This window comes from Achromobacter colocynthidis (assembly GCF_057334535.1).
The window spans coordinates 2,342-21,188 of sequence record NZ_JBHFIZ010000029.1; the positions used below are offsets into that span (position 1 = coordinate 2,342).

17 protein-coding genes and 3 tRNA genes (1 of these 20 only partly in view) are annotated in these 18,847 nt (G+C 66.0%); 10 read left to right on the top strand and 10 right to left on the bottom strand.

Annotated features, from left to right (window positions below; genetic code table 11):
* The 3 genes from ACE04A_RS12515 to ACE04A_RS12525 all read left to right on the top strand — a co-directional run.
* Positions 1-43 (top strand) — tRNA-OTHER (locus ACE04A_RS12515) (it extends 64 nt beyond the left edge of the window).
* A gap of 150 nt (positions 44-193) precedes the next feature.
* Positions 194-270, top strand: a tRNA-Arg gene (locus ACE04A_RS12520).
* A 238-nt stretch (positions 271-508) separates the two neighbouring features.
* Positions 509-585, top strand: a tRNA-Arg gene (locus ACE04A_RS12525).
* Between the two features lie 149 nt (positions 586-734).
* Here the strand turns inward: ACE04A_RS12525 and ACE04A_RS12530 are convergent.
* The 3 genes from ACE04A_RS12530 to ACE04A_RS12540 all read right to left on the bottom strand — a co-directional run bounded on the left by ACE04A_RS12530 (position 735) and on the right by ACE04A_RS12540 (position 2,595).
* Positions 735-986, bottom strand: coding sequence for a hypothetical protein (locus ACE04A_RS12530; RefSeq protein ID WP_172616223.1), 252 nt, complete (start codon positions 984-986; stop codon positions 735-737).
* Positions 987-1,075: 89 nt separating this feature from the next.
* Entirely contained in the window at positions 1,076-1,675 is a 600-nt protein-coding gene (locus ACE04A_RS12535) for a helix-turn-helix domain-containing protein (protein ID WP_485820168.1), read from the bottom strand.
* A 146-nt stretch (positions 1,676-1,821) separates the two neighbouring features.
* Positions 1,822-2,595, bottom strand: coding sequence for an SIR2 family NAD-dependent protein deacylase (locus tag ACE04A_RS12540; RefSeq protein WP_485820169.1), 774 nt, complete (start codon positions 2,593-2,595; stop codon positions 1,822-1,824).
* A gap of 191 nt (positions 2,596-2,786) precedes the next feature.
* On the opposite strand from ACE04A_RS12540, the gene ACE04A_RS12545 reads away from it, so the two are divergent.
* Together ACE04A_RS12545 and ACE04A_RS12550 are read left to right on the top strand one after the other, a co-directional pair.
* A complete protein-coding gene (locus ACE04A_RS12545) occupies positions 2,787-3,416 on the top strand; it encodes a cysteine dioxygenase family protein (protein WP_448718122.1) in 630 nt (209 codons plus the stop codon).
* Between the two features lie 114 nt (positions 3,417-3,530).
* The gene (locus ACE04A_RS12550; protein ID WP_485820170.1) at positions 3,531-4,295 is read left to right on the top strand and encodes an IclR family transcriptional regulator; all 765 of its coding nucleotides are present in this window, start codon (positions 3,531-3,533) and stop codon (positions 4,293-4,295) included.
* On the opposite strand, the gene ACE04A_RS12555 is transcribed toward ACE04A_RS12550, so the two are convergent.
* On the bottom strand, positions 4,204-5,871 hold the full coding sequence (locus ACE04A_RS12555; protein WP_448718125.1) for an FAD/NAD(P)-binding protein: 1,668 nt from the start codon (positions 5,869-5,871) through the stop codon (positions 4,204-4,206). The genes ACE04A_RS12550 and ACE04A_RS12555 overlap by 92 nt on opposite strands.
* Entirely contained in the window at positions 5,868-6,833 is a 966-nt protein-coding gene (locus ACE04A_RS12560; protein WP_485820171.1) for a Bug family tripartite tricarboxylate transporter substrate binding protein, read from the bottom strand. Before ACE04A_RS12560 ends, ACE04A_RS12555 begins: the two co-directional genes overlap by 4 nt.
* Positions 6,834-7,109: 276 nt before the next feature.
* Between ACE04A_RS12560 and ACE04A_RS12565 the strand changes: the two genes are divergently transcribed.
* From ACE04A_RS12565 to ACE04A_RS12585, 5 genes are read left to right on the top strand one after another with little or no spacing between them, the layout of a single operon-like run.
* A complete protein-coding gene (locus ACE04A_RS12565) occupies positions 7,110-8,279 on the top strand; it encodes a CaiB/BaiF CoA transferase family protein (RefSeq protein WP_448718127.1) in 1,170 nt (389 codons plus the stop codon).
* Positions 8,276-8,995 (top strand): enoyl-CoA hydratase/isomerase family protein, encoded by a 720-nt coding sequence (locus ACE04A_RS12570; protein WP_485820172.1) that lies wholly within the window; start codon positions 8,276-8,278, stop codon positions 8,993-8,995. Before ACE04A_RS12565 ends, ACE04A_RS12570 begins: the two co-directional genes overlap by 4 nt.
* Before the next feature lie 28 nt (positions 8,996-9,023).
* A complete protein-coding gene (locus tag ACE04A_RS12575; protein ID WP_448718130.1) occupies positions 9,024-9,857 on the top strand; it encodes a CoA transferase subunit A in 834 nt (277 codons plus the stop codon).
* Positions 9,850-10,584 carry a CoA-transferase subunit beta gene (locus ACE04A_RS12580; RefSeq protein WP_100856624.1) on the top strand — a complete coding sequence of 245 codons (735 nt, stop codon included), beginning with the start codon at positions 9,850-9,852 and terminating at the stop codon, positions 10,582-10,584. The genes ACE04A_RS12575 and ACE04A_RS12580 overlap by 8 nt, the downstream gene beginning before the upstream one ends.
* A 14-nt stretch (positions 10,585-10,598) precedes the next feature.
* Positions 10,599-12,125, top strand: coding sequence for a class I adenylate-forming enzyme family protein (locus ACE04A_RS12585; protein ID WP_448718132.1), 1,527 nt, complete (start codon positions 10,599-10,601; stop codon positions 12,123-12,125).
* Positions 12,126-12,243: 118 nt separating this feature from the next.
* Here the strand turns inward: ACE04A_RS12585 and ACE04A_RS12590 are convergent, their stop codons facing one another.
* The 5 genes from ACE04A_RS12590 to ACE04A_RS12610 form a co-directional block, all read right to left on the bottom strand.
* On the bottom strand, positions 12,244-13,146 hold the full coding sequence (locus ACE04A_RS12590) for a GntR family transcriptional regulator (RefSeq protein ID WP_448718134.1): 903 nt from the start codon (positions 13,144-13,146) through the stop codon (positions 12,244-12,246).
* 5 nt (positions 13,147-13,151) lie between these two features.
* Positions 13,152-14,204, bottom strand: coding sequence for a 4-hydroxythreonine-4-phosphate dehydrogenase PdxA (gene pdxA / locus ACE04A_RS12595; protein WP_050448674.1), 1,053 nt, complete (start codon positions 14,202-14,204; stop codon positions 13,152-13,154).
* Positions 14,201-15,418 (bottom strand): D-threonate kinase, encoded by a 1,218-nt coding sequence (gene dtnK / locus ACE04A_RS12600; RefSeq protein WP_259245964.1) that lies wholly within the window; start codon positions 15,416-15,418, stop codon positions 14,201-14,203. Before dtnK ends, pdxA begins: the two co-directional genes overlap by 4 nt.
* Positions 15,415-16,407, bottom strand: a complete 993-nt coding sequence (locus ACE04A_RS12605) for a 2-keto-3-deoxygluconate permease (protein ID WP_259245965.1) — start codon at positions 16,405-16,407, stop codon at positions 15,415-15,417. The genes dtnK and ACE04A_RS12605 overlap by 4 nt, the downstream gene beginning before the upstream one ends.
* 196 nt (positions 16,408-16,603) lie before the next feature.
* Positions 16,604-18,676 (bottom strand): TonB-dependent siderophore receptor, encoded by a 2,073-nt coding sequence (locus ACE04A_RS12610; RefSeq protein ID WP_448718172.1) that lies wholly within the window; start codon positions 18,674-18,676, stop codon positions 16,604-16,606.
* Positions 18,677-18,847: the final 171 nt, after the last annotated feature.

An 18,847-nucleotide genomic window follows, 5' to 3' on the forward strand; every position in this document is an offset into this window, starting at 1 on the left:
ACGAACCAGGGGGTCGTAGGTTCGAATCCTGCCGGGCGCACCAAGTTTTGAAGTGGTTTGATTGTGCTGATGTTGAGCCGAATGAATCGCTAAAAAACTTTGAGTAGAACAAGCAAAAAAAGCAGCAAAAAAAAAGCAGTAAACATGCAGTAATGGTGAAATTGTTCTGATATAATTTTGCCTCTTTGTCGGAGCGCCCGTAGCTCAGCTGGATAGAGTACCTGGCTACGAACCAGGGGGTCGTAGGTTCGAATCCTGCCGGGCGCACCAGATTTCAGGTCACACTGAAATCACCGTCAAAGAAAATAGAAAGGCCTTTGATCATTGATCGAAGGCCTTTTTGTTTTGTGCGGCGTGGAATGCATGGAAGCGATGCGGGAGTGATGCAGGGGGCGGGTGGTGTACATGCAGTGGTGTACGGCGTAGTGCGCGACGGTAGTGCACATCGAATTTCCCCCTCGATTTGCACGACCCTATTTTTTCATGTTATAAACACGCCTCTTTCGGGGCGCCCGTAGCTCAGCTGGATAGAGTACCTGGCTACGAACCAGGGGGTCGTAGGTTCGAATCCTGCCGGGCGCACCAACTTATTTTTGAACACGCGATATCCGAAATGTCGTGGTTCAGCCGAAGCGTAAAAGCAAACGGCAACACGCAATGCAAAGCGGCTTGATGGTCATCCATCAAGCCGCTTTTGTTTTGTCTGGTGCAAGGCGGATCGACGTCAGCCCGGATCAGCCACCCCGTCGTCGGTCCACCGCGGTCAACGAGACGCCGCTCTTGATCATCTTGTAGGCCTGGCCGCCCAACCAAGTGACTTTTTCGCCAGAGCTTGTGCGACAGATGCAGTGCGTCTTGGGATCGAAGCGCGAGGTGCCCAACGCGGAATAGGCATCCAGGTCCGCAACGAAGCGTTCGATGCGATACAAGGTGCCGTCGGGCGATGTGACAAGCACATCGGTCAATCTTCTTGCGGTGCCGAGCATACTCAGTACCTCCACGGGCCGGCGGTGTTGCGGCGCCAAAGTGGTGTGGACGCTTCAGGGCGCCGCGCGTGCGCGATGCAGGCGCGGCACTACAGAAAACGGCCCCCAAACAATGAATCATCAAGTTGGTCGGGTGACACGCCTAAGGCCTCGGAGACTCGGTCCAGCACAATCTGTCGAGGGCGCGGGCGTGGCCGTTCCAATTCAATGTAAATGGAATGATCCACGCCAAGCCGGGCAGCCATATCAGCGGTAGTGATATTGAGGTGCTCGCGCCCCGCGCGTATCAAACTCCAGTCGTTGCCGGTTTTTAGATTGACAACAGCTAGCGGTAAGGGGTTATGCCCGTGGGCTCGTCTTTTGTGCGGGCCAGTTGGGGCGGGGCCGTGTTTGCTCCGTTTGGCGGCGCCGCTTTTGCGGCGTTCGCTGGTCGGGGCCGTGACATCGGGTTCAGCGGTGAATATTGCGTCGCCGTTGGTTTGACGATATTGATTGCTTCCGATCCACGTAAGCGCCTCGCCGTTATCAAGCATGCATTCGCAATCCAAGTGGTAATTGCTGGGGATGCTCTCAAGTTTGGCGATGGTTGCCGTGGTCGTGGCGTGGCGCACAACACGGTGCAGCGTGCCATCCGACGCACGTACGAATACGTCGGGAAGTCTCCAGGAAAAAGGGATGATGATCTCCACGGTCGAAGCCACGATCGCCACTGTAGCCCGATGGCGACGCGGCGAGATTTGGGGTTTCCCCTCGACTGCTGCGCTAGCTCGTTTCTACTCGATGTGGGTCGTAAAGATCTTCACAAATGTTCACCAGGCTTATGCAAATTGCACGGCTATGCAAAGGCCGCCGCCAGCACGCGCGGCATCACGTCGGCGGCCGCGCCATGCAGATTGCAATGCGCCTGGGCATCCAATGGCGTGACGTTCGGGTTCACCTGCACCACCGTCGCGCCCGCGGCCAGCGCGCGTTGCGGCAGTTCCGCGGCGGGGTAGACCAGGGCCGATGTGCCGATGCTGAAGAGCAGGTTGCATTGCTCTGCCGCGCGCAGCGCGATGCTCCAGGCATCGCCAGGCAGGCTCTCGCCAAACCACACCACGCCGGGCCGCACAGGCTGCCCACAGCGCGTGCAGGCGGGCGGGGCAATGCGCCGGCCTTCGTCGGGCTCGTCGGGCGCATTGTTGGCGTAGGCTTGCGGCGCGGCGCACACCGAGCAGCGCGGCGCGTGCAGGCTGCCATGCAGATGCACCACCTGCGTGCTGCCCGCGCGTTCGTGCAGGTCATCCACGTTCTGTGTGACGACCGTCAAATCAGGTACGTGGCGCGCGAGCCCCGCGATGGCATGGTGCGCGGCGTTTGGCGCGGCGCGCAGCACTTGCGCGCGCCGCCATTCATACCAGCCCCAGACGATATCGGGATGCGCGCGAAAGGCCTCGGGCGTGGCCAGCGCTTGCGCATCGAAGCGCGACCATAGCCCCGTCAAGGCGTCGCGAAAGGTGGCGATGCCGCTTTCGGCCGACACGCCGGCGCCTGTGAAAACGACGACACGCTGCGCGCTGCGCAACGCATCCAGCAATGCCTGGGGAATATCGTGATGCGTGTTTTCCATTTCAACCCTTGAAGACAGTGCATACGCTGCGCGCCGTGGCCCGGGGCTGTCAAGCAGGGCTTTGCGTGATGTAGCGACCGAAGCACAAGGCCCGGCGTGCGCAAGCATCCCGAATGGTGGATACTGCTTTTCTAATCTGGGATTGCCCCAACGATTGCCCCAACGGTTGACCCAACCACAGGAGACCCGTGATGCCCGATTCTTCCGCCGGCCTGGACCGGCTGCGCCGCTTCATTGCCACCGCGACACGCTTGGCGACGCCGGACGCGCTAGCGCAAACGCCCGCGCTGCGCGATGCCTTTGCCGAGCTGGTGCGCCACGACGACTGGCTGCCCGAAGACTGTACCGTGCCGCATCCGCAGTACTACCAGCAATACCTGCTGCACTGCGACCCCTTGGAGCGATTCTCCTTGGTCAGCTTTGTGTGGGGGCCGGGGCAATTCACGCCCGTGCATGACCATGAAGTGTGGGGCTACGTGGGCATGCTGCGCGGGGCCGAGATCAACCAGCGCTATGTGCGCCATGCCGACGGCCGCGTGCTGCCGGTGGGCGACGCCACCACCTTGCAACCCGGCGACGTTGAACGACTGTCGCCCGCCGAGGGCGACATTCATCGCGTGTCCAATGCCTTCCTGGATCGCGTGTCGATCAGCGTGCATCTGTACGGTGGCAATATCGGCGCGGTGTCGCGCCATGTCTATGACCCGGAAACGGGGCAGCCCAAGCCCTTTGTGTCCGGCTATTCGTCGCCCAGCCTGCCCAATCTGTGGGACCGGTCGGCGGCGGTGCGCGCGACCATTGCGGCCGGCGGCCAGGGGTAGCTCCCAAGCGCGTGGCTACACAGCGCACCACACAACGCACCACACCCGCCGCGCGTTGTTCGGCGGCCTTGTCTCGTGCTATGTTCCCGTCCTAAATATTAGGAAAAACACAAGATGGACAAGACACTGCTCAAGGGGCTGATGGTGTTGGAGGCGGTGACGGATGTGGACAATCCGCCGCGCACCATCGATGCCCTGGCCGCCCGGGTCGGCCTGACCCGCAGCAATACGCATCGCACGCTGCAAACCTTGATACACGCCGGCTACGTCATCAAGGACGATGACGGCGGCGGCTACCGTGGCGCGGTACGGCTGTTTGAGTTGGCCGCGCGCCCGCTTTGGCAGTTGGACGTGCGCATGCGGGCCGCGCCGTTCATGCGCACGCTGGCGGACCAGACGGGCGAGACGGTGCACTTGTCGGTGCTGGATGGGTTCGACGTCGTGTATGTAGACAAGATCGACAGCCCGCAACCCATCCGCGCCTACTCGATGGTGGGTGGACGCGCGCCCGCCTATGCCGTGGCCACCGGCAAGGCGCTGCTGGCGTATCAGCCCGAAGGCTATGTCGAGCGCTACGCCGATCAGCTTGTGCGCCACACGCCGTCCACCATCGTGTCCTTGCCCTTGCTGAAAGACGAACTGCGCAAGATCGCGCGCGCGGGCTATGCCGTGAACCGGGGCGAATGGCGCGAAGGCGTGGGCGGGCTGGCCGTGACCTTGTTCAATAGTCTTGACCAAGCCGTGGCGGCCGTGGGCATTTCCGGCCCCCTGGACCGCCTGAGCGCCGCTAGGATGAAGCAGTTGGCGCCGGATGTGTCGGCCTGTGCGCAGTCCATTTCGCAAGGGATGGGTTATCGGCGAGGCTATCTGAATCAGTGATTCGTGCCGGCCTGGCAAGCGCCGTCGCAATGCGCACCGCCTGGTCGCGCGCCAACCTGGCGTTGACATCCATGGATGTGGTCCAGAAGTACGTGCCGCCCGCCAGGCTGCCCAGCACCGACACCTGGCCCAGCACCGCGTCCTGCGCAGTCTTCAGGCAACCCGTGTTGAAATCCAGCGCCAGGCCGCCGAACGGATCGGCGCGCGCATGGCCGTCGCGCAGCAGGGTGGCGATCAGCGGATCATCCGTGCGCGCCACGTCCACTGAAAAGCTGGTGGCGTTGATCAGGTAGTCGCTGCGCTGAGTGGTTTCGCCATTGGTGCCGCGTAGCCGGGTATGGAAACGGCCACCGGCCGGGTCATGGCCAGCGTCACGATATCGCGTATCCACATACCCCGCGCGCACCTGCAATTGGCCCGTCTTGAAGAGCGCTTGCAGCTTTAGCGCATTGCGCATCGGGAACGTGGCGCGCCGCGCCATCCACAGCGCGCGCCAACGCGATTGAAAGCGCTGGCGCTCGGCATCCGGCATCAAGTGCCACACCTGCTCTACCACCGCGTTAGTGGCAGCGGCCACGGCCTGCCAGGGGCGGGCCGCTTGCGATGATCTGCGTATTTCTTCGTCCAATGCGCGTTGCGCATCGCCGGCCAGCCCGAACACCTCATCCGCATCCAGCGCGCCATGCAGCGCCAGCACCTCGTCTTGCAGGGCGCCGGCTATCGCGTCCAGCGTCAGCGTGCCGCCCTGGCGCGCCGCCAGGCGCAGGATGCCTTCTTGGTTGAAATGGCGCAGCGCCGTCGGGGCCTGGTTGTGCGGGCTGCGTACCGAGGGCAGGCGGCCGTTGCGCGACACACAAAGCAGGGGGCCGCGATGGCCCGATTGCTGCAAGGCGGCCACCGCGTCCACCGCGCTCAGGCTGGTGCCGACGATGCACACGGAGGCGTCCGGCGGAATCTCCCGCGCCAGGTCGGCTACGGGATACGGGCTGTTGAAGTAGCCCGGCGCACCTTGCAAGGCCGGGAACGCCTGCGACGGCAGATTGCCGTTGCACAGCACGGCGTAGCGCGCCAGGCACGGTGCGTTGCCCTCGGCCTCGATTCGCACGCTGCCATCAGCCAATGGCGACACGCGCTGCACGCGGCGTTGCACCTGGGCAAGCGCCACGCCTTGCGCCAGTGCCAGTTCGCGGCAACGCTCGTACACGGCGCGCATGTAGGCACCGAACAAGGGGCGCGGAAGAAAGTCCGACGGCGCAATTGCATCCACGCCATACCCCCGCAACCAGGCAGGGTCTTGCGTACGCAGCCAGTCGACAAAGTCCATGCGCTGGTCCGCGCGCGCCGACATGTTGCCGGCGGGAATGTTGAGCAGGTTGCTGGGCAGGTCTTCCTGATACGCGCCGCCCGGGCCGCACACCGCTTGCGGTTCGAACACGGTGATGGTCAGGGGGCGGGCCGCGCTGTCTGCCTGCCACGACAGCAGCAACTGGTACAGGAAGCTGACGGCGACCGAGCCGCCGCCCACGATCGCCACGTCGGTGGCGATCGAACCTGAAGAGGCGTCAAGGGGCTTCATTTGGCGGACGACAGGCGCACCACGTCGGCCCAGCGGCCCACTTCTCGCTTCAGCACGCGGCTGGTGTCTTCTGGGGACGTGGCCACTGCATCGGCGCCCAGTTTCAACGCTGCTTGCTGCACGGATTCCATGGCCGCGGCCTTCTGCATGCCGGCCGACAGCTTGTCCACCACGGCGGGCGGCGTGCCGGCGGGCGCCAGCAGCGCGTAGGCGGTCGCCACGGAATAGTCTTTCACGCCTTGCTCCATCAAGGTGGGCAGGTCGGGCAGGGCCGTGGCGCGCTTGGCGGTGGTCACGCCCAACAAGCGGATCTTGCCGCTGGCCACTTGCGGCAACAGCGCCGGCAGGGTTTCGATGACCATGTCGATCTGGCCACCCAGCAAATCGGTAATGGCCGGACCGCTGCCGCGATACGGCACATGCATGAGCCGGGTGCCGGTCACCACCTGGAACAGTTCGCCGGCCATGTGCTGCGAGGTGCCGGGCCCGGCCGAGCCGAAGGTGATGGTGCCGGGCTTGCTCTTGGCCAGCGCAATCAATTCCTGCACGTTGTTGGCGGGCACCTTGCTGTTGACGGCCACCGCCATCGGCATGCTGGTAGCCATGGACACGCCGACGAAGGCGGTGGCGAAGTCGTAGCCAGGCTTGTCGGGCATAGCCGCATGGATGGCGTGGCTGCCCACGGCGCCCATCAACAGGGTGTAGCCGTCGGGGGCGGATTTGGCGACGTATTCCGCGCCGATCTCGCCGCCCGCGCCCGCCTTGTTTTCAACGACCACGCCTTGCCCCAGGAAGTCTCCCAGGTGCTGCGCGTAGATGCGGGCCGCGGCATCGGTGGCGCCGCCAGGCGGGAAGGGCACGACCATGCGAATGGGTTTGGTCGGCCAGGTCTGGGCCAGGGCGGGGCCGGCGGCCAGCGCCAGGCCCGCGCCCGCCAGGGCAATGCGCCACGTTTGCTTCATGAATGTCTCCTTGGTGTGCCGGGCCGTCTTGCGCAGGGCGCGCCGCGGACCGTTTTTATAAATCCTAAAATATAGGATTCGAATTCCAATAAATGGTTTACGTAGAATTCCACAGGGTGATATGCTGGTCAACAATTAAGCGCAAGACCTAGGGATTGCACTAGGAACCACCGAGAAGGTGGCGCGAATTGCCAGGCATGATGCCATCCGGAACGCGGCGCACTTATACTGATTTGCTTATCCCAAATATTGAATTTTCATAATGAGAGGTCAGACATGACACCCAGTTCGGCACTGGCCGGCATCACCGTGCTGGAAATTTGCAACGTCGCGGCGGGACCGTTTTGCGGCATGTTGTTGGCGGATATGGGCGCCGACGTCATCAAGGTCGAAAACCCCGAGGGCGGCGATACGCTGCGTAGCTGGCCGCCCATCTCCGACGGCTACAGCGAGAATTTCGCGTCCTTGAACCGCAACAAGAAGTCGGTGACGCTGAACCTGAAAAACCCCGAAGACCTGGCCCTGGCGCGCGAATTGGCGCAGACCGTCGACGTGCTGATCGAAAACAATCGGCCCGGCGTGATGGATCGGCTGGGCCTGGGGTATGCGCAACTGCGCGAGGCCAATCCCAAGCTGGTCTATTGCTCGATCTCGGCCTACGGGCAGTCGGGCCCGCGTTCGCAGGAAGGCGGTTTCGACCTGACCATCCAGGCCATGAGCGGCATCATGAGCGTCACCGGCGAGGCCGGCGGCGAACCCGTGAAATGCGGCGTGCCGGTGGCGGATTTTTCGGCCGGCCTGTATGGCGCCTTCGCCATCGCATCGGCCTTGCGCGCGGCCCAGGCCAGCGGGCAGGGCACGCACATTGATGTGCCGATGCTGGGCGCGACGCTGGGCATTGCCGCCTTGCAGACGTCGGAATTCTTCGGCAGCGGCAAAGACCCCGTGAAGCTGGGCTCGGCCCATCCGCGCAACGCGCCGTATCAGGCGTTCCGTTGCCAGGGCGGTTATTTCGGCATGGCCGCCGGCAACCAGGCGTTGTGGAAAAGCGTATGCGCCACCGTCGGGCGCGATGACCTGCTGGCCGACCCGCGCTTTACCGACACCAGCGCCCGCGCCCGCAACCAGACCGCCTTGCGCGAGATCCTGGAAGCCATCTTCGCCAACGATGACGCGCAGACCTGGCTGTCGCGCTTCCGTGCCGCGGGCGTGCCTTGCGCGCCGATCAACACCTATTCCGAAGTGCTGGCCGACCCGCAGGTGGAACACATGGGCTGGGTGCAGCCGGTTGAACTGCCCAACGGCGTGCAGACGCGCACCTTCGGCCTGCCCGTGCGCTTTGACGGCCAGACCACGGCATTGCGCTTGCGTCCGCCCGCGCTGGGCGAGCACAACGACGAAGTGCTGGGCGCCTTGCGCGCGGCCAGGAAGGGAGTGGTGGCATGAGCGCGCTGCGTATCGACAAACAGGGCGCGCGGCATGTGCTGACGCTGACGCGCGCCGACAAGATGAACGCGCTGTCCGCCGAATTGGTGGACGCGCTGATCGCCGCGCTGGACGAAGCCGAGGCGCAGGGCGCCAAGCTGATCGTGCTGAAGGGCGAAGGCAAGAACTTCAGCGCGGGCTTTGACTTCGGGGACTGGCAATCGCAAAGCGAGGGCGACCTGCTGCTGCGCTTTGTGCGTATCGAGACCTTGCTGCAACGCCTGGCCGCGTCACCCTGCCTGACCGTGGCGCTGGCGCATGGCCGCAACTTCGGCGCGGGTGTCGATGTATTCGGCGCCTGCAAATGGCGCATCAGCGCGCCGGACGCCACGTTCCGCATGCCTGGCCTGAAGTTCGGGCTGGTGCTGGGCACACGCCGCTTTGCCGCGCTGGTGGGTGCCGAGCGCGCCCGCGTGGTGCTGGAGCAGGCCGCCACGTTCAACGCGGAAGAAGCTTTGCGCGACGGCTTTGCGACCCGGCTTGCCGTGGCGCAGGAATGGCCCGATATCGAACAGCAGGCGTGGGACACGGCGCAGGCATTGACGGACGCCAGCCGCATTCAGCTCTACGCCGCGCTGTCGCAGGAAACGCCCGACGCCGATCTGGCGCGCCTGGTGCGTTCGGCGGCGGCGCCCGGCTTGAAGAACCGCGTGGCCGCCTATCTAGAAGCGCGCTAACGGCACAAGAACCAGCAGGAGGAAGACAATGGCTTCAGGCTTCAATCAACCCAACAAGCAGTGCACGGTGGCCGAACTGGCCGCGCTGGTGCCCAATGGTGCGTCCATCGCGCTGGGCGGCAGCTTTCTGCACCGTGGGCCGTTCGCGTTCGTGCGCGAACTGATCCGGCAAGGCAAGCGCGACCTGGAACTGGTCAAGCAGTCGCCGGGATACGACGTAGACATCCTCTGCCGCGCCGGCGTGCTGCGCCGCGTGCGCGCGGGCATCGTCGCCATGGAAGGCAACTTCGGCCTGGCGCCGTGGTATCGCCGCGCCGTGGAACGCCGCGAGATCGAACTGGAAGAACACGCCTGCGCGAGCCTCACGGCCGGCTTGCGGGCAGCGGCGTTTGGCGTGCCGTTCCAGCCTTGCGGCGGGCTGCATGGCAGCGGCCTGCCGGAACTGAACGGCTGGGCCTGCCTGGACGACCCCTACGGCAGCGGCCAGAAAACCTATGTGGTGCCCGCCATCCGCCCGGACTTCGCGGTGATCCAGGCGTCTGAAGTGGATGCGTTGGGCAATGTGCGCGTGCATGGCACGGCGCATTGGGACCGCATCATGTCGCGCGCGGCGGGCAGCGTGCTGGTGGTGGCCGAGAAGGTCGTCGACAGCGCGGTATTCGAAGCGCAGCCGGAATCCACGCTGGTGCCGTACTTCATGGTGCAGGCCTACACGGTGGCGCCGGGCAGCGCCTGGCCGGGTTCGTGCTGGCCCGACTACGCCATCGACTATCCGGCGGTCGAGGCCTACATGGACAAGAACAGCGATCTACAAGCGCACCTGGCCGCCGCGCCCGAAGTGCAAGGGGGCAATCATGGCTGAACAATGGTCGGGCTTTTCCTACATCGTGACGAATCTGGCGCGCTTCATCCGCCCCGATGAAATCACCTTCAGCGGCGTCAATTCCACCATGCCGATGCTGGCCTGCCTGTTGGCCAAGCGCGCCTATGACTGGGACTTCGTCTACATCAACGTGGCGGGGGGCGTGAATCCACGCCCGTCGCAGATTCCCATTTCCAGTTCAGACCCGGTGCTGGCTGAACACACCGCGTCGATCTTCTCGAACGAAGACTTCTACGACCTGTGCACGCGCGGCCGCATGGACCTGACCTTTCTGGGCGCGGCGCAGATCGATGGCGCGGGCTGCGCCAACAACTCCTGCATTGGCGACTGGCATGAACCCAAGGTGCGGCTGCCTGGCGGCGGAGGCGGCGCGGTGATGCTGCCCACGGCCAAGCGCGCCTGCACGTGGCGCACCGAGCATTCGCGCCGCACCTTCGTATCGAAGCTGGATTTCATGACGTCGTGGGGCGGCTTTCATGGGGTGGTGACGCCCATTGCCGTGTTCATCAAGCGCGACGGGCGGCTGGCGCTGCAATCGTGGCATCCGGAGTCCAGCTTGTCGGAAGTGCGTGAGCGCACCGGCTTTGAATTCGACGCGACCGGCGCCGAGCCCACCGCGCCGCCGACCGAGCAGGAAGCGCGCGCGTTGCGCGAGCTGGACGCGGACGGTCAGTTCGAACGCGACGCCGCCGTCGCGCTGCGCTAGGGAGGGAGGCCGACATGACGCTTTCCGAACCCACCTTGGTGGCGGCGTTTGCGCGCGCCTGGAGCCAGCCCGAATGGGCCGCGCGCCCGGCCATCGTCACGGCCGACACCACGCTGACTTATGCCGACCTGCACGGTCGCGTTGCGCGCATTGCGAGGGGCTTGCGCGCGGCGGGCGTCGCGCCCGGAAGCTATGTCGCCATAGCCATGGAGCGTTCGTTGGAACAGGTGCTGACGATACTGGGCGTGATGGCGGCGGGGGCGTGCCCCTGCCCGCTGGAGCCCCGGCTGTCGGTCGACGAAACGGCGCGGCGAGTGGAGGCGGTGGGTTTGACGTGGCTGGTGCATGACGAGGCCAACACGGCGACGGCGGCGGCCAGTGGCCTGGCGCCGTCGCGCGTGCTGGAGGCGGCGAATGTCGCCAATGCCGCGCACGCGGACAATGCGGACAATGCGCGGACGCTCGATCACGCCACCGATATTTCGCCTGACGCCCCGGGCTTGTTGCTGTTCACCTCCGGCAGCACCGGCAACCCCAAGGGCGTGCTGTTAAGCCACCGAGGCCTGGCGAACAACGCGCGCGGCGTGCTGGCGCATACCGGGCTGACGCCCGACGACCGGCTGCTGCACGTGATGCCGCTGCATCACACCAACGCACTGAACAACCAGATCTTCGCGCCGCTGCTGGCCGGCGCCAGCGTGGCCTTGGCGGGCCGCTTCCGCGCGGACGACATGCCGGGGCTGTTGCGCGCGTTTCGTCCCACCATCATCACCGGCGTGCCGACGATGTACGCCCGCATGCTGGAACTGGATTTCGACCCGGCCAGCCTGGCGGGCCTGCGCTTTGCGCGCTGCGGATCAGCGCCCATCACCGAAGCGCTGCATCGGCGCATTGAAGCGTTCCTGGGCTGCCCGCTGGTGGTGTCCTACGGTCTGTCTGAAGCCACCTGCACGTCTACGATGAACCCGCCCGCCGCGCGCCGCCTGGGGTCGGTCGGCACGGTGCTGGCCGGGCAAAAAGTCACGCTGCGGCTGCCGGACGGGTCCGAGGCCGCACCCGGTGGCGAAGGTGAAATCTGCATCGCGGGCGACAGCCTGATGCTGGGTTATCTGGGCGTGGACAACGGCGACGATGGCGCGCCGACCCTGTTGCGCACCGGCGACCTGGGGCGCTTCGACGACGCGGGTTACTTGAGCATCACGGGCCGCATCAAGGACGTGATCATCCGTGGTGGCGAGAACATCTCGCCCGCCCTGATCGAGGGCGTGGTGACTGGACTGCCGTTCGTTGCCGCGTGCTGTGTGGTGGGCGCGCCGGATGATGACCTGGGCGAAGTGCCGGTCATTTTCGTGCAGGCGAAGGGCGAAGTCATGCCGGGCGCGGAGGAGGCCGCTGCAATCTTGGCCGAGGTTCAGTCCAGGCTGGGCCGCATCTACGTGCCGCGCGAGGTCTTGTGGGTGGAGCGCCTGCCGGAAAACGCGGTGGGCAAGGTGGATCGCAAGGCCTTGGCCAAGCAGGTGATGGCGGCAGCCAGTGCTTGAGTAGATGCGTAAGTGCGTAGGTGCGTAAGTGCCTGAGCGCCCGACCGTTCGAGCGCGTGAGAAGCCAGAAGCGTGTGTGGCGCGTCATCGGAATGACGCGCCCGTCACATCGGCGCGGCTAGGCCTGGCTGCGTAGCCGGGCCAGTTCCGCCGACAGTTCGGCGACCAGGGCTTCTGCCCGCGCCAGGGGATCGTGCTGCGAGGCCGACGCCCCGTCATCCACGTCAACCGACACCGACGCATCCTGCAAGCGCGGATGCACGCTTTCGTGGCCGTTGCTGACGTCCACGTCGAACACCAATTGTTCGGCGCGGTGCCAGGTGGTGAACCACTCCAGCGGCCGGTCGTGCTGGTCCATGCCCTGGCCTTGCAACATCAGCAAGGGCGTGCCGGCTTGCGTGTCCAGCAGCTTGGCCAGCTTGGCGTCGGCGGCAACCGCGCGGATCTGATTGCGACCGGCGCCGGGGCGCAGCCCAAAGCGGCGCGTCAACACGCCGTGCAGGGATGCGTCGGTCAGGTCCTCGGCGCGCAGACCGGGTACCACATCGACGGGCAACCACGTGCGCACATAGGCCAGCGGCGCGTCGGCCACGTGGCGCAAGCGTTCCAGCATCAGCAATTTGGATGTGCCGAAAAACGCGGCCACTTCAGCGGGCGGTTCGGCGCGCGCAAAGGCCAGCACGCGCGTCTGCAAGGCCACGCCAGACTGCGCGAATTGCTCGTACAGGCCGGTGGACCGCTGCACCAGCCGGCGGTGTTCTTGCTGCGCGGCAACCGTGGCGGGGCGTCCGCTTTCGCGTTGGATCAGCCCCTCGGTGGCCAGCGCGGCAAGCGCCTGGCGCACCACGCTGCGCGCGACGCCAAAGCGTACGCACAGCGCGGCTTCGCTGGGCAGCACGGCGCCCGCCGCAAGCTTGTTCGACCGGATGAACCCTCGCAGCAGGGTCGCCACCTGGGCGTGCAGCGGGATGTCGCCTGAGCGATCAAGCGTGGGCAATGCGTCGTGCGTGGCGGGCGCCATGGAAATCAACCTCCGGTTTGTGCCCGCGCAGTTTCCCATACATGCGTCCAGCCCGGGGCCAGATGCGCGGCGCGCTCGGCGGCCAGGATCAGGCTGTCTTCGCGGGCGATGCCCTTGCCCGCGATGTCGAACGCGGTGCCGTGGTCCACGGACACGCGCACGACGGGCAGGCCCACCGTGATGTTGACGCCGTCATCGCCATACACGGCCTTGAAGGGCGCGTGGCCCTGGTCGTGGTAGCAGGCGATCACGAATTGCCACTTGCCGCGCACGGCTTGCGGGAACAGGGCGTCGGCCGGGATGGGGCCGGCGGCCAGGATGCCGGCCGCATTGGCTTCGGCCACGGCGGGCGCCAGGATGTCGGCGTCTTCGCTGCCGAAGATGCCGTTTTCGCCGGCGTGCGGGTTCAGGCCCGATACGGCCACGGGTTGGTCGCCCCGGCCCAGCGCCTTGGCGAACGAACCCGCCAGGCGCAGCACGGCGCGCATGCGCGTGGGCGTCAGGTCTTCAATGGCTTGGCGCAGCGACACGTGGGTGGTGGCGTGGAAGATGTAGAGGTCGCCGGCCGACAGCACCAGCGAGAAGGTCTTCACGCCGAACTCATGGGCCAGCAGTTCGGTGTGGCCGGGCCACTTGTGGCCGGCGGCGTGCATGGCGGCCTTGTTCAGCGGCGCGGTCACGATGCCGTCGACTTCACCGGCGCGCGCCAGGGCGCAGGCGGTGGTGACGAAGCGGACCGAACCGTCGCCCGCGTCGGCGCTGATTTCACCCAGCTTGACGTGGGCCAGCGACGGGCCGGCTTGCAGCACTTCGATCGTGCCGGGCGTGTTGGAACAATCGGCCGCGCGGTCCAGCTTCTTCACGATGGCGGGGTCGCCGCCCAGGTTGCGCACGGCGTTAACCATGACGTCGACATCGCCGACCACCAGCAGGCGGGCCTTTTGGCGCAGTTCGTCGTGGCCCATCAGCATCTTGGCCGTGATTTCCGGCCCGATGCCGGCCACGTCGCCCAGGGTGACGGCCAGCAAAGGCAGCTTGTTCGGTTGGGGTTGTGTCATCGCTTGAATCTCCTGTCGCGGATCGCGCGCACGGCGCGAACCAATACGTCTTCGGTGCCAAAGCCGCCGGCCTTGGTCACCACGGGCAGGCCCGCGGCCGTGCCCCCGGTCAGCGTGCCTAGCGGCACGCCACCCATTACTTCATCCACCAGCGCGATACCGCTGGCATTCAGCGCCACCAGCACGCTGCGCGCGCCGTCGCCGCCCGTGGCGACCACACCGGCCGCGCGCGAGGTGGCGATCAATTGCGCCGCCAAGCTACCCAGGCGGTCAGCAACTTTTTCCGAATCCAGTCCTTCCAGTTGCCCTTCGGGCGCCAGCAGCAGCACCGTGCCCGCTTCGGCGGGCGCCTTGGCGTGGGCCTGCAGCAGCGGCTGGCTCCAGGCCTGCCAGGCGGCGTCGTCGGCCAGTTGGGCAAGCGACGGCGTCCAGGTGTCTGCGCCCGAGGCTTGCAGCGCGGCGGCTTGGGCGCGCGCCGCGCTGTGCTGCGACGTCACCACGACCACGACGGGCGCGGTCTGGTCGGCGCCGGCCCACACGCGGGCCAGCGGCACGGCCAGGCCGCCCGCGCCCACGGGCAGGGCGTGTTCGCCCAGCAGGCCGATGGCGCGCGCCAGGCGTTCCAGGTCGGCATCGGTGCTGGCGTCCACCACCACCGTGTTGCCGGCCTGCCGGATGCGCGCGGCAAGCGTGTCGGGCGTGTCGCCGTCTTGCGCCGCCACATGGGCGCAGCCCAGCAGGGTGGGGATATGGCTTTCCGTCACCGGGGTCACCGGGTCGGTGGCGGCGGACGTCTCGGTCACCGGCTTGCCGTTCACCAGCAGTACGCCTTGTTCCACGGTACGGCCGGTGGCGGGGAACGCGGGGCAGATCACCGCCACCGTGTCCGGGCCCCAGGCATCGCGCGCGGCGTCGATCTCGGCCTTGAAGGCGCCGCGCAAGGTGGAGTCCACCTTCTTGTACAGGCGCGATACGCCGGCGGCGCGCAGTTGGCGCACGTTCTGTTCAATGACGCGGGCGGCGTCGGCGGCGGGCAGGGCGCGGCTGTGAGTCGTGACCGCCAGCACTTCGACGCCTGCGGTAGCCGGGCCGGCCAGCGCTTCGTCGGCGCCGCCGATGGACAGGTGCGTGGTCCAGCCGGCGCGCACAAACTGCACCGCGGTATCGCCGGAACCGGTCAGGTCATCGGCGACGATGGCGATGGTGGGCGTCAAAGCGCCTCTCCGCGCGCACTGGCCAACGTGGGCGCAGCGCTGCTGTCCGGATCGGCATCTTCGGACTTGAGTTCACCGGCGCGCTTGAGGAAGTACGAGGCCAGCATCGGCGCCAGGATCGAACTGATCAGCACGCAGGCGGCAACCTGCGCGGTGGCGGTCGACACGTACTGCTGGAAGTTGGGGTCGGCCGCCGCGACCACGGCGGGCGTGGCGATGGCGTTGCCGGCGGTCGTGCCGGCCGCGAAGCCCAGGCCGCTCTTGCCGCCACGGCGCAGAATCAGGCGATAACCCAGGTAGACCAGGCCGCCGGTGATGGGGCTGATGATCAGGCCCAGGATCAGGCCGCTCATGCCGCCGCTGACGACCGCGCCCAGGTTGATGCCGGTGCCCAGCGCGAAGGCGAAGAATGGGATCACGATGTTGGGCACGGGCTTGAGCACGTCGCGCCACTTCGGATCCAGGTTGCCGACCACCACGCCCAGCAGGAACGGCACCAGCGCCGCTACCAGGGCAATCATCGGAATGTCGGCCAGGCCCGAGGCGCCCAGGAACAGCAGGCTGAAGAACGGGCCGTCGTTGACCGCGCTGGCGACGTAGGCGCCGCGGTCGCGGGCGTCACCATACTGGCCGGTGTAGGCCAGCCACAGGCCGCCGTTGCTGTTGTCGAACGCGGCCAGCAAGGCCAGGATCGACACGCCCATCACGCCGTCCAGGCCCACATAGCTGCCCAGGATGATGATCAGCGTGGCGGGCACCAGCGTCTTCATCAGCAGCAGGGTGCCGGCGGTCGCCAGGATGGGGCCGCCGGTGCGGGCGTTGACTTGCGTGCCGGTCGCGAAGATCAGCAGGGCGATCAGCGGCAGGGCGCTGTTCTTGAAGAGGGCGGTGGTAAAGCCGCCGATGGCAAGCGCATCAGGGGCGAAGGTGCCGATCAGGGAACCCAGGATCAGCGGCACGAGCATCAATCCACCAGGGATTTTCTGCATGGTGCCAAAAAATGGCGAACGGGAAGAAGCGGTGGTCGACACTTGCGTAAGTCTCCAGGACGGTTCTGGTGGATTGCAGACGTTCGTGGACGCGTCTGTCAGTGGGGGTTGAAAAACCGCTAGTGTACACCTGTACGTACTGCCTGTACGTACAGGTGTCCCCATCCTGGAGGGCGGCGGCCTGCGCCGTGTCAGATCAGAATCGGTACGTCCCGCTCAGCATGACGGTGCGGCGCGCGCCGTAGAAGCAGTCGCCACGGTCCAGGCAGACCGTTTCGTAGGTGCGGTCGGCGATGTTGTTGACGTTCAAGGCATAGCGCCACGGGCCATTGTCGTAGCTGACCATGGCGTCGAACAGCGTGACGGCGGGCGTTTCCGGCGCGCCGCCGTCGCGGAAGGCCGTCAGGTAGCGCACGCCCGCGCCCACCGCGAAGCCGGGCTGGCCGGCCAGCGCAAAGCGGTACTTGCTCCACAACGACGCCATGTGTTTGGGCAAGCCTTCCAGTTGCGGGTCGACATCGGTGTAGATGTAGTTGGCGATCACGTCCACGTTCTTGGTGACGCGGCCACGCAATTCCAATTCAACGCCGCGCGTGCGCGTCTTGCCGGCCTGGAGCTGGTTGTTGGGGTTCTCGGGGTCGTTGGTCTGGCGGTTTTTTTCGCGCAGGTCGTAGGCGGCGGCGGTGAATTCGATGTCGGCATCGCGGGGCATGTACTTGATGCCGGCTTCGACCTGTTTGCCGCGCATGGGCTTGTAGCGTTCGTTGTAGAAGTTCGACCCGGCAATCGGCGTGAACGATTCGCTGTAGCTCAGGTAGGGCGACCAGCCATTGTCGGCCGCGTACATCAGGCCGAAGCGCTTGGTGGTGGCGTAGTCGGTTTCCTTGTCCTGGCCGTCGATGCGGTTGTCGGCGCGGTCGCGGCGGATGCCCGCCAGGAAGATCCAGTTCTGGTCGAACTTGATCTGGTCTTGCGCGTAGAAGCCCAGTTGCTGCTGCTTTTGCTTGGGCGTGTCCGACAGCTCGTATTCCGGCCGGTTGCCGTAGACGGGGTGGTACAGGTTCAGCGGCGCGCCCAGGCCAGAGGCCGACTGGCTGGTTTCGCGGTAGTGCGAATAGTCCATGCCCAGGATGACGGTGTGCTCGGTGCGGCCCCAGTTGAGCTTGCCCTCGATGTTCTGGTCAGCCAGCAGCGTGCGCATGCGCGGCTTGTTGACGTAGAAGTAGCGGTCGGTAGTGGTCTGGTCGGCGTCGATATAGGAGTCGCCCCGGCGCGCGCCATACACGTTGGGGTACAGCGATTGATAGTCGACGCGGCTGACGGTGTTGCGGAAGTTCTGGCGGAATTTCCAGGTGTCGTTGAACTGGTGTTCAAACAGCCAGCCCACGCTGAATTGCTCGGTGTCGTAGGCGTCCCAGCCCGGTTCGCTGACGAAGCGGCGGGTGGGAATGCGGCCGTTCGGGTTTTCTTGTACCGACCCGCTCCAGGGCAGGAATGACTGCGTGGTGCCGGCCCTGTCCTTTTGCCACAGCGCCTGCAAGGTCAGCGACGTGGCGGCGCTGGGCTGCCAAGTGAGTGACGGCGCCAGCATCAGGCGGTCGTCCTGCGCGTACTGCACCTGGGTGTCGCTGTCGCGGCCCACGGCCACCACGCGGTACAGCCATTGGCCGTCTTCGGTCACGGGGCCGGTCAGGTCGGTATGGATTTCGCGGCGGTTGTCGTTGCCCAGCACCACGCCGATTTCGCGTTGCGCTTCGGCCTGCGGACGCTTGCTGACCAGGTTGACGATGCCGCCGGTGCTGCCCTGTCCGTACAGCATGGACGAGGGGCCGCGCAGCACCTCCACGCGCTCCATGCCATAGACCTCGGTGCGCGGGTTGTTTGAATTGAAGAACTGGCGCAGGCCGTCCAGGTATTGCGCCGGTTCCGTGCCACGGACGCGGACGTAGTCGCCGCGGTTGTCCACGCCATACGCATTGGGCCGCACGCCGGCGGCGTAGTTCATGGTGTCCTGCACGTTCTGGGCGCCCTGGTCCACGATCTGGTCGCGCGGAATCACCGTGATGGCCTGCGGCGTTTCAGACAGGGGGGTATCGGTCTTGGTGCCGGTGGCGCTGCGCTTGGCCACGTAGCCGACGACCGGGCTGGTAGCGGTTTCGGCCGTGCCGGTCACCTGCACGGCGGGCAACACGGTGGTGGGGGTGGTGGCGGGGGCGGTTTGGGCGTGGGCGGTGGCGCCCAGGCAGGCGGCGAGCGCGGCGGCGGGCAATAGGGTCTGCTGGCGCGCGCGGTGGGCGGCCCGGGTCGGGTGGCGTTTCAAGTGAGTTCCCCTGCGACGTGTTCGCCGCTGATTACATATAGGAATGGCAACGATAATTATTATTAATTGAGCCGCGCTCGCGCGCCTAGCCACGCGCCCCATCCCAGATGTAAAAAAGGC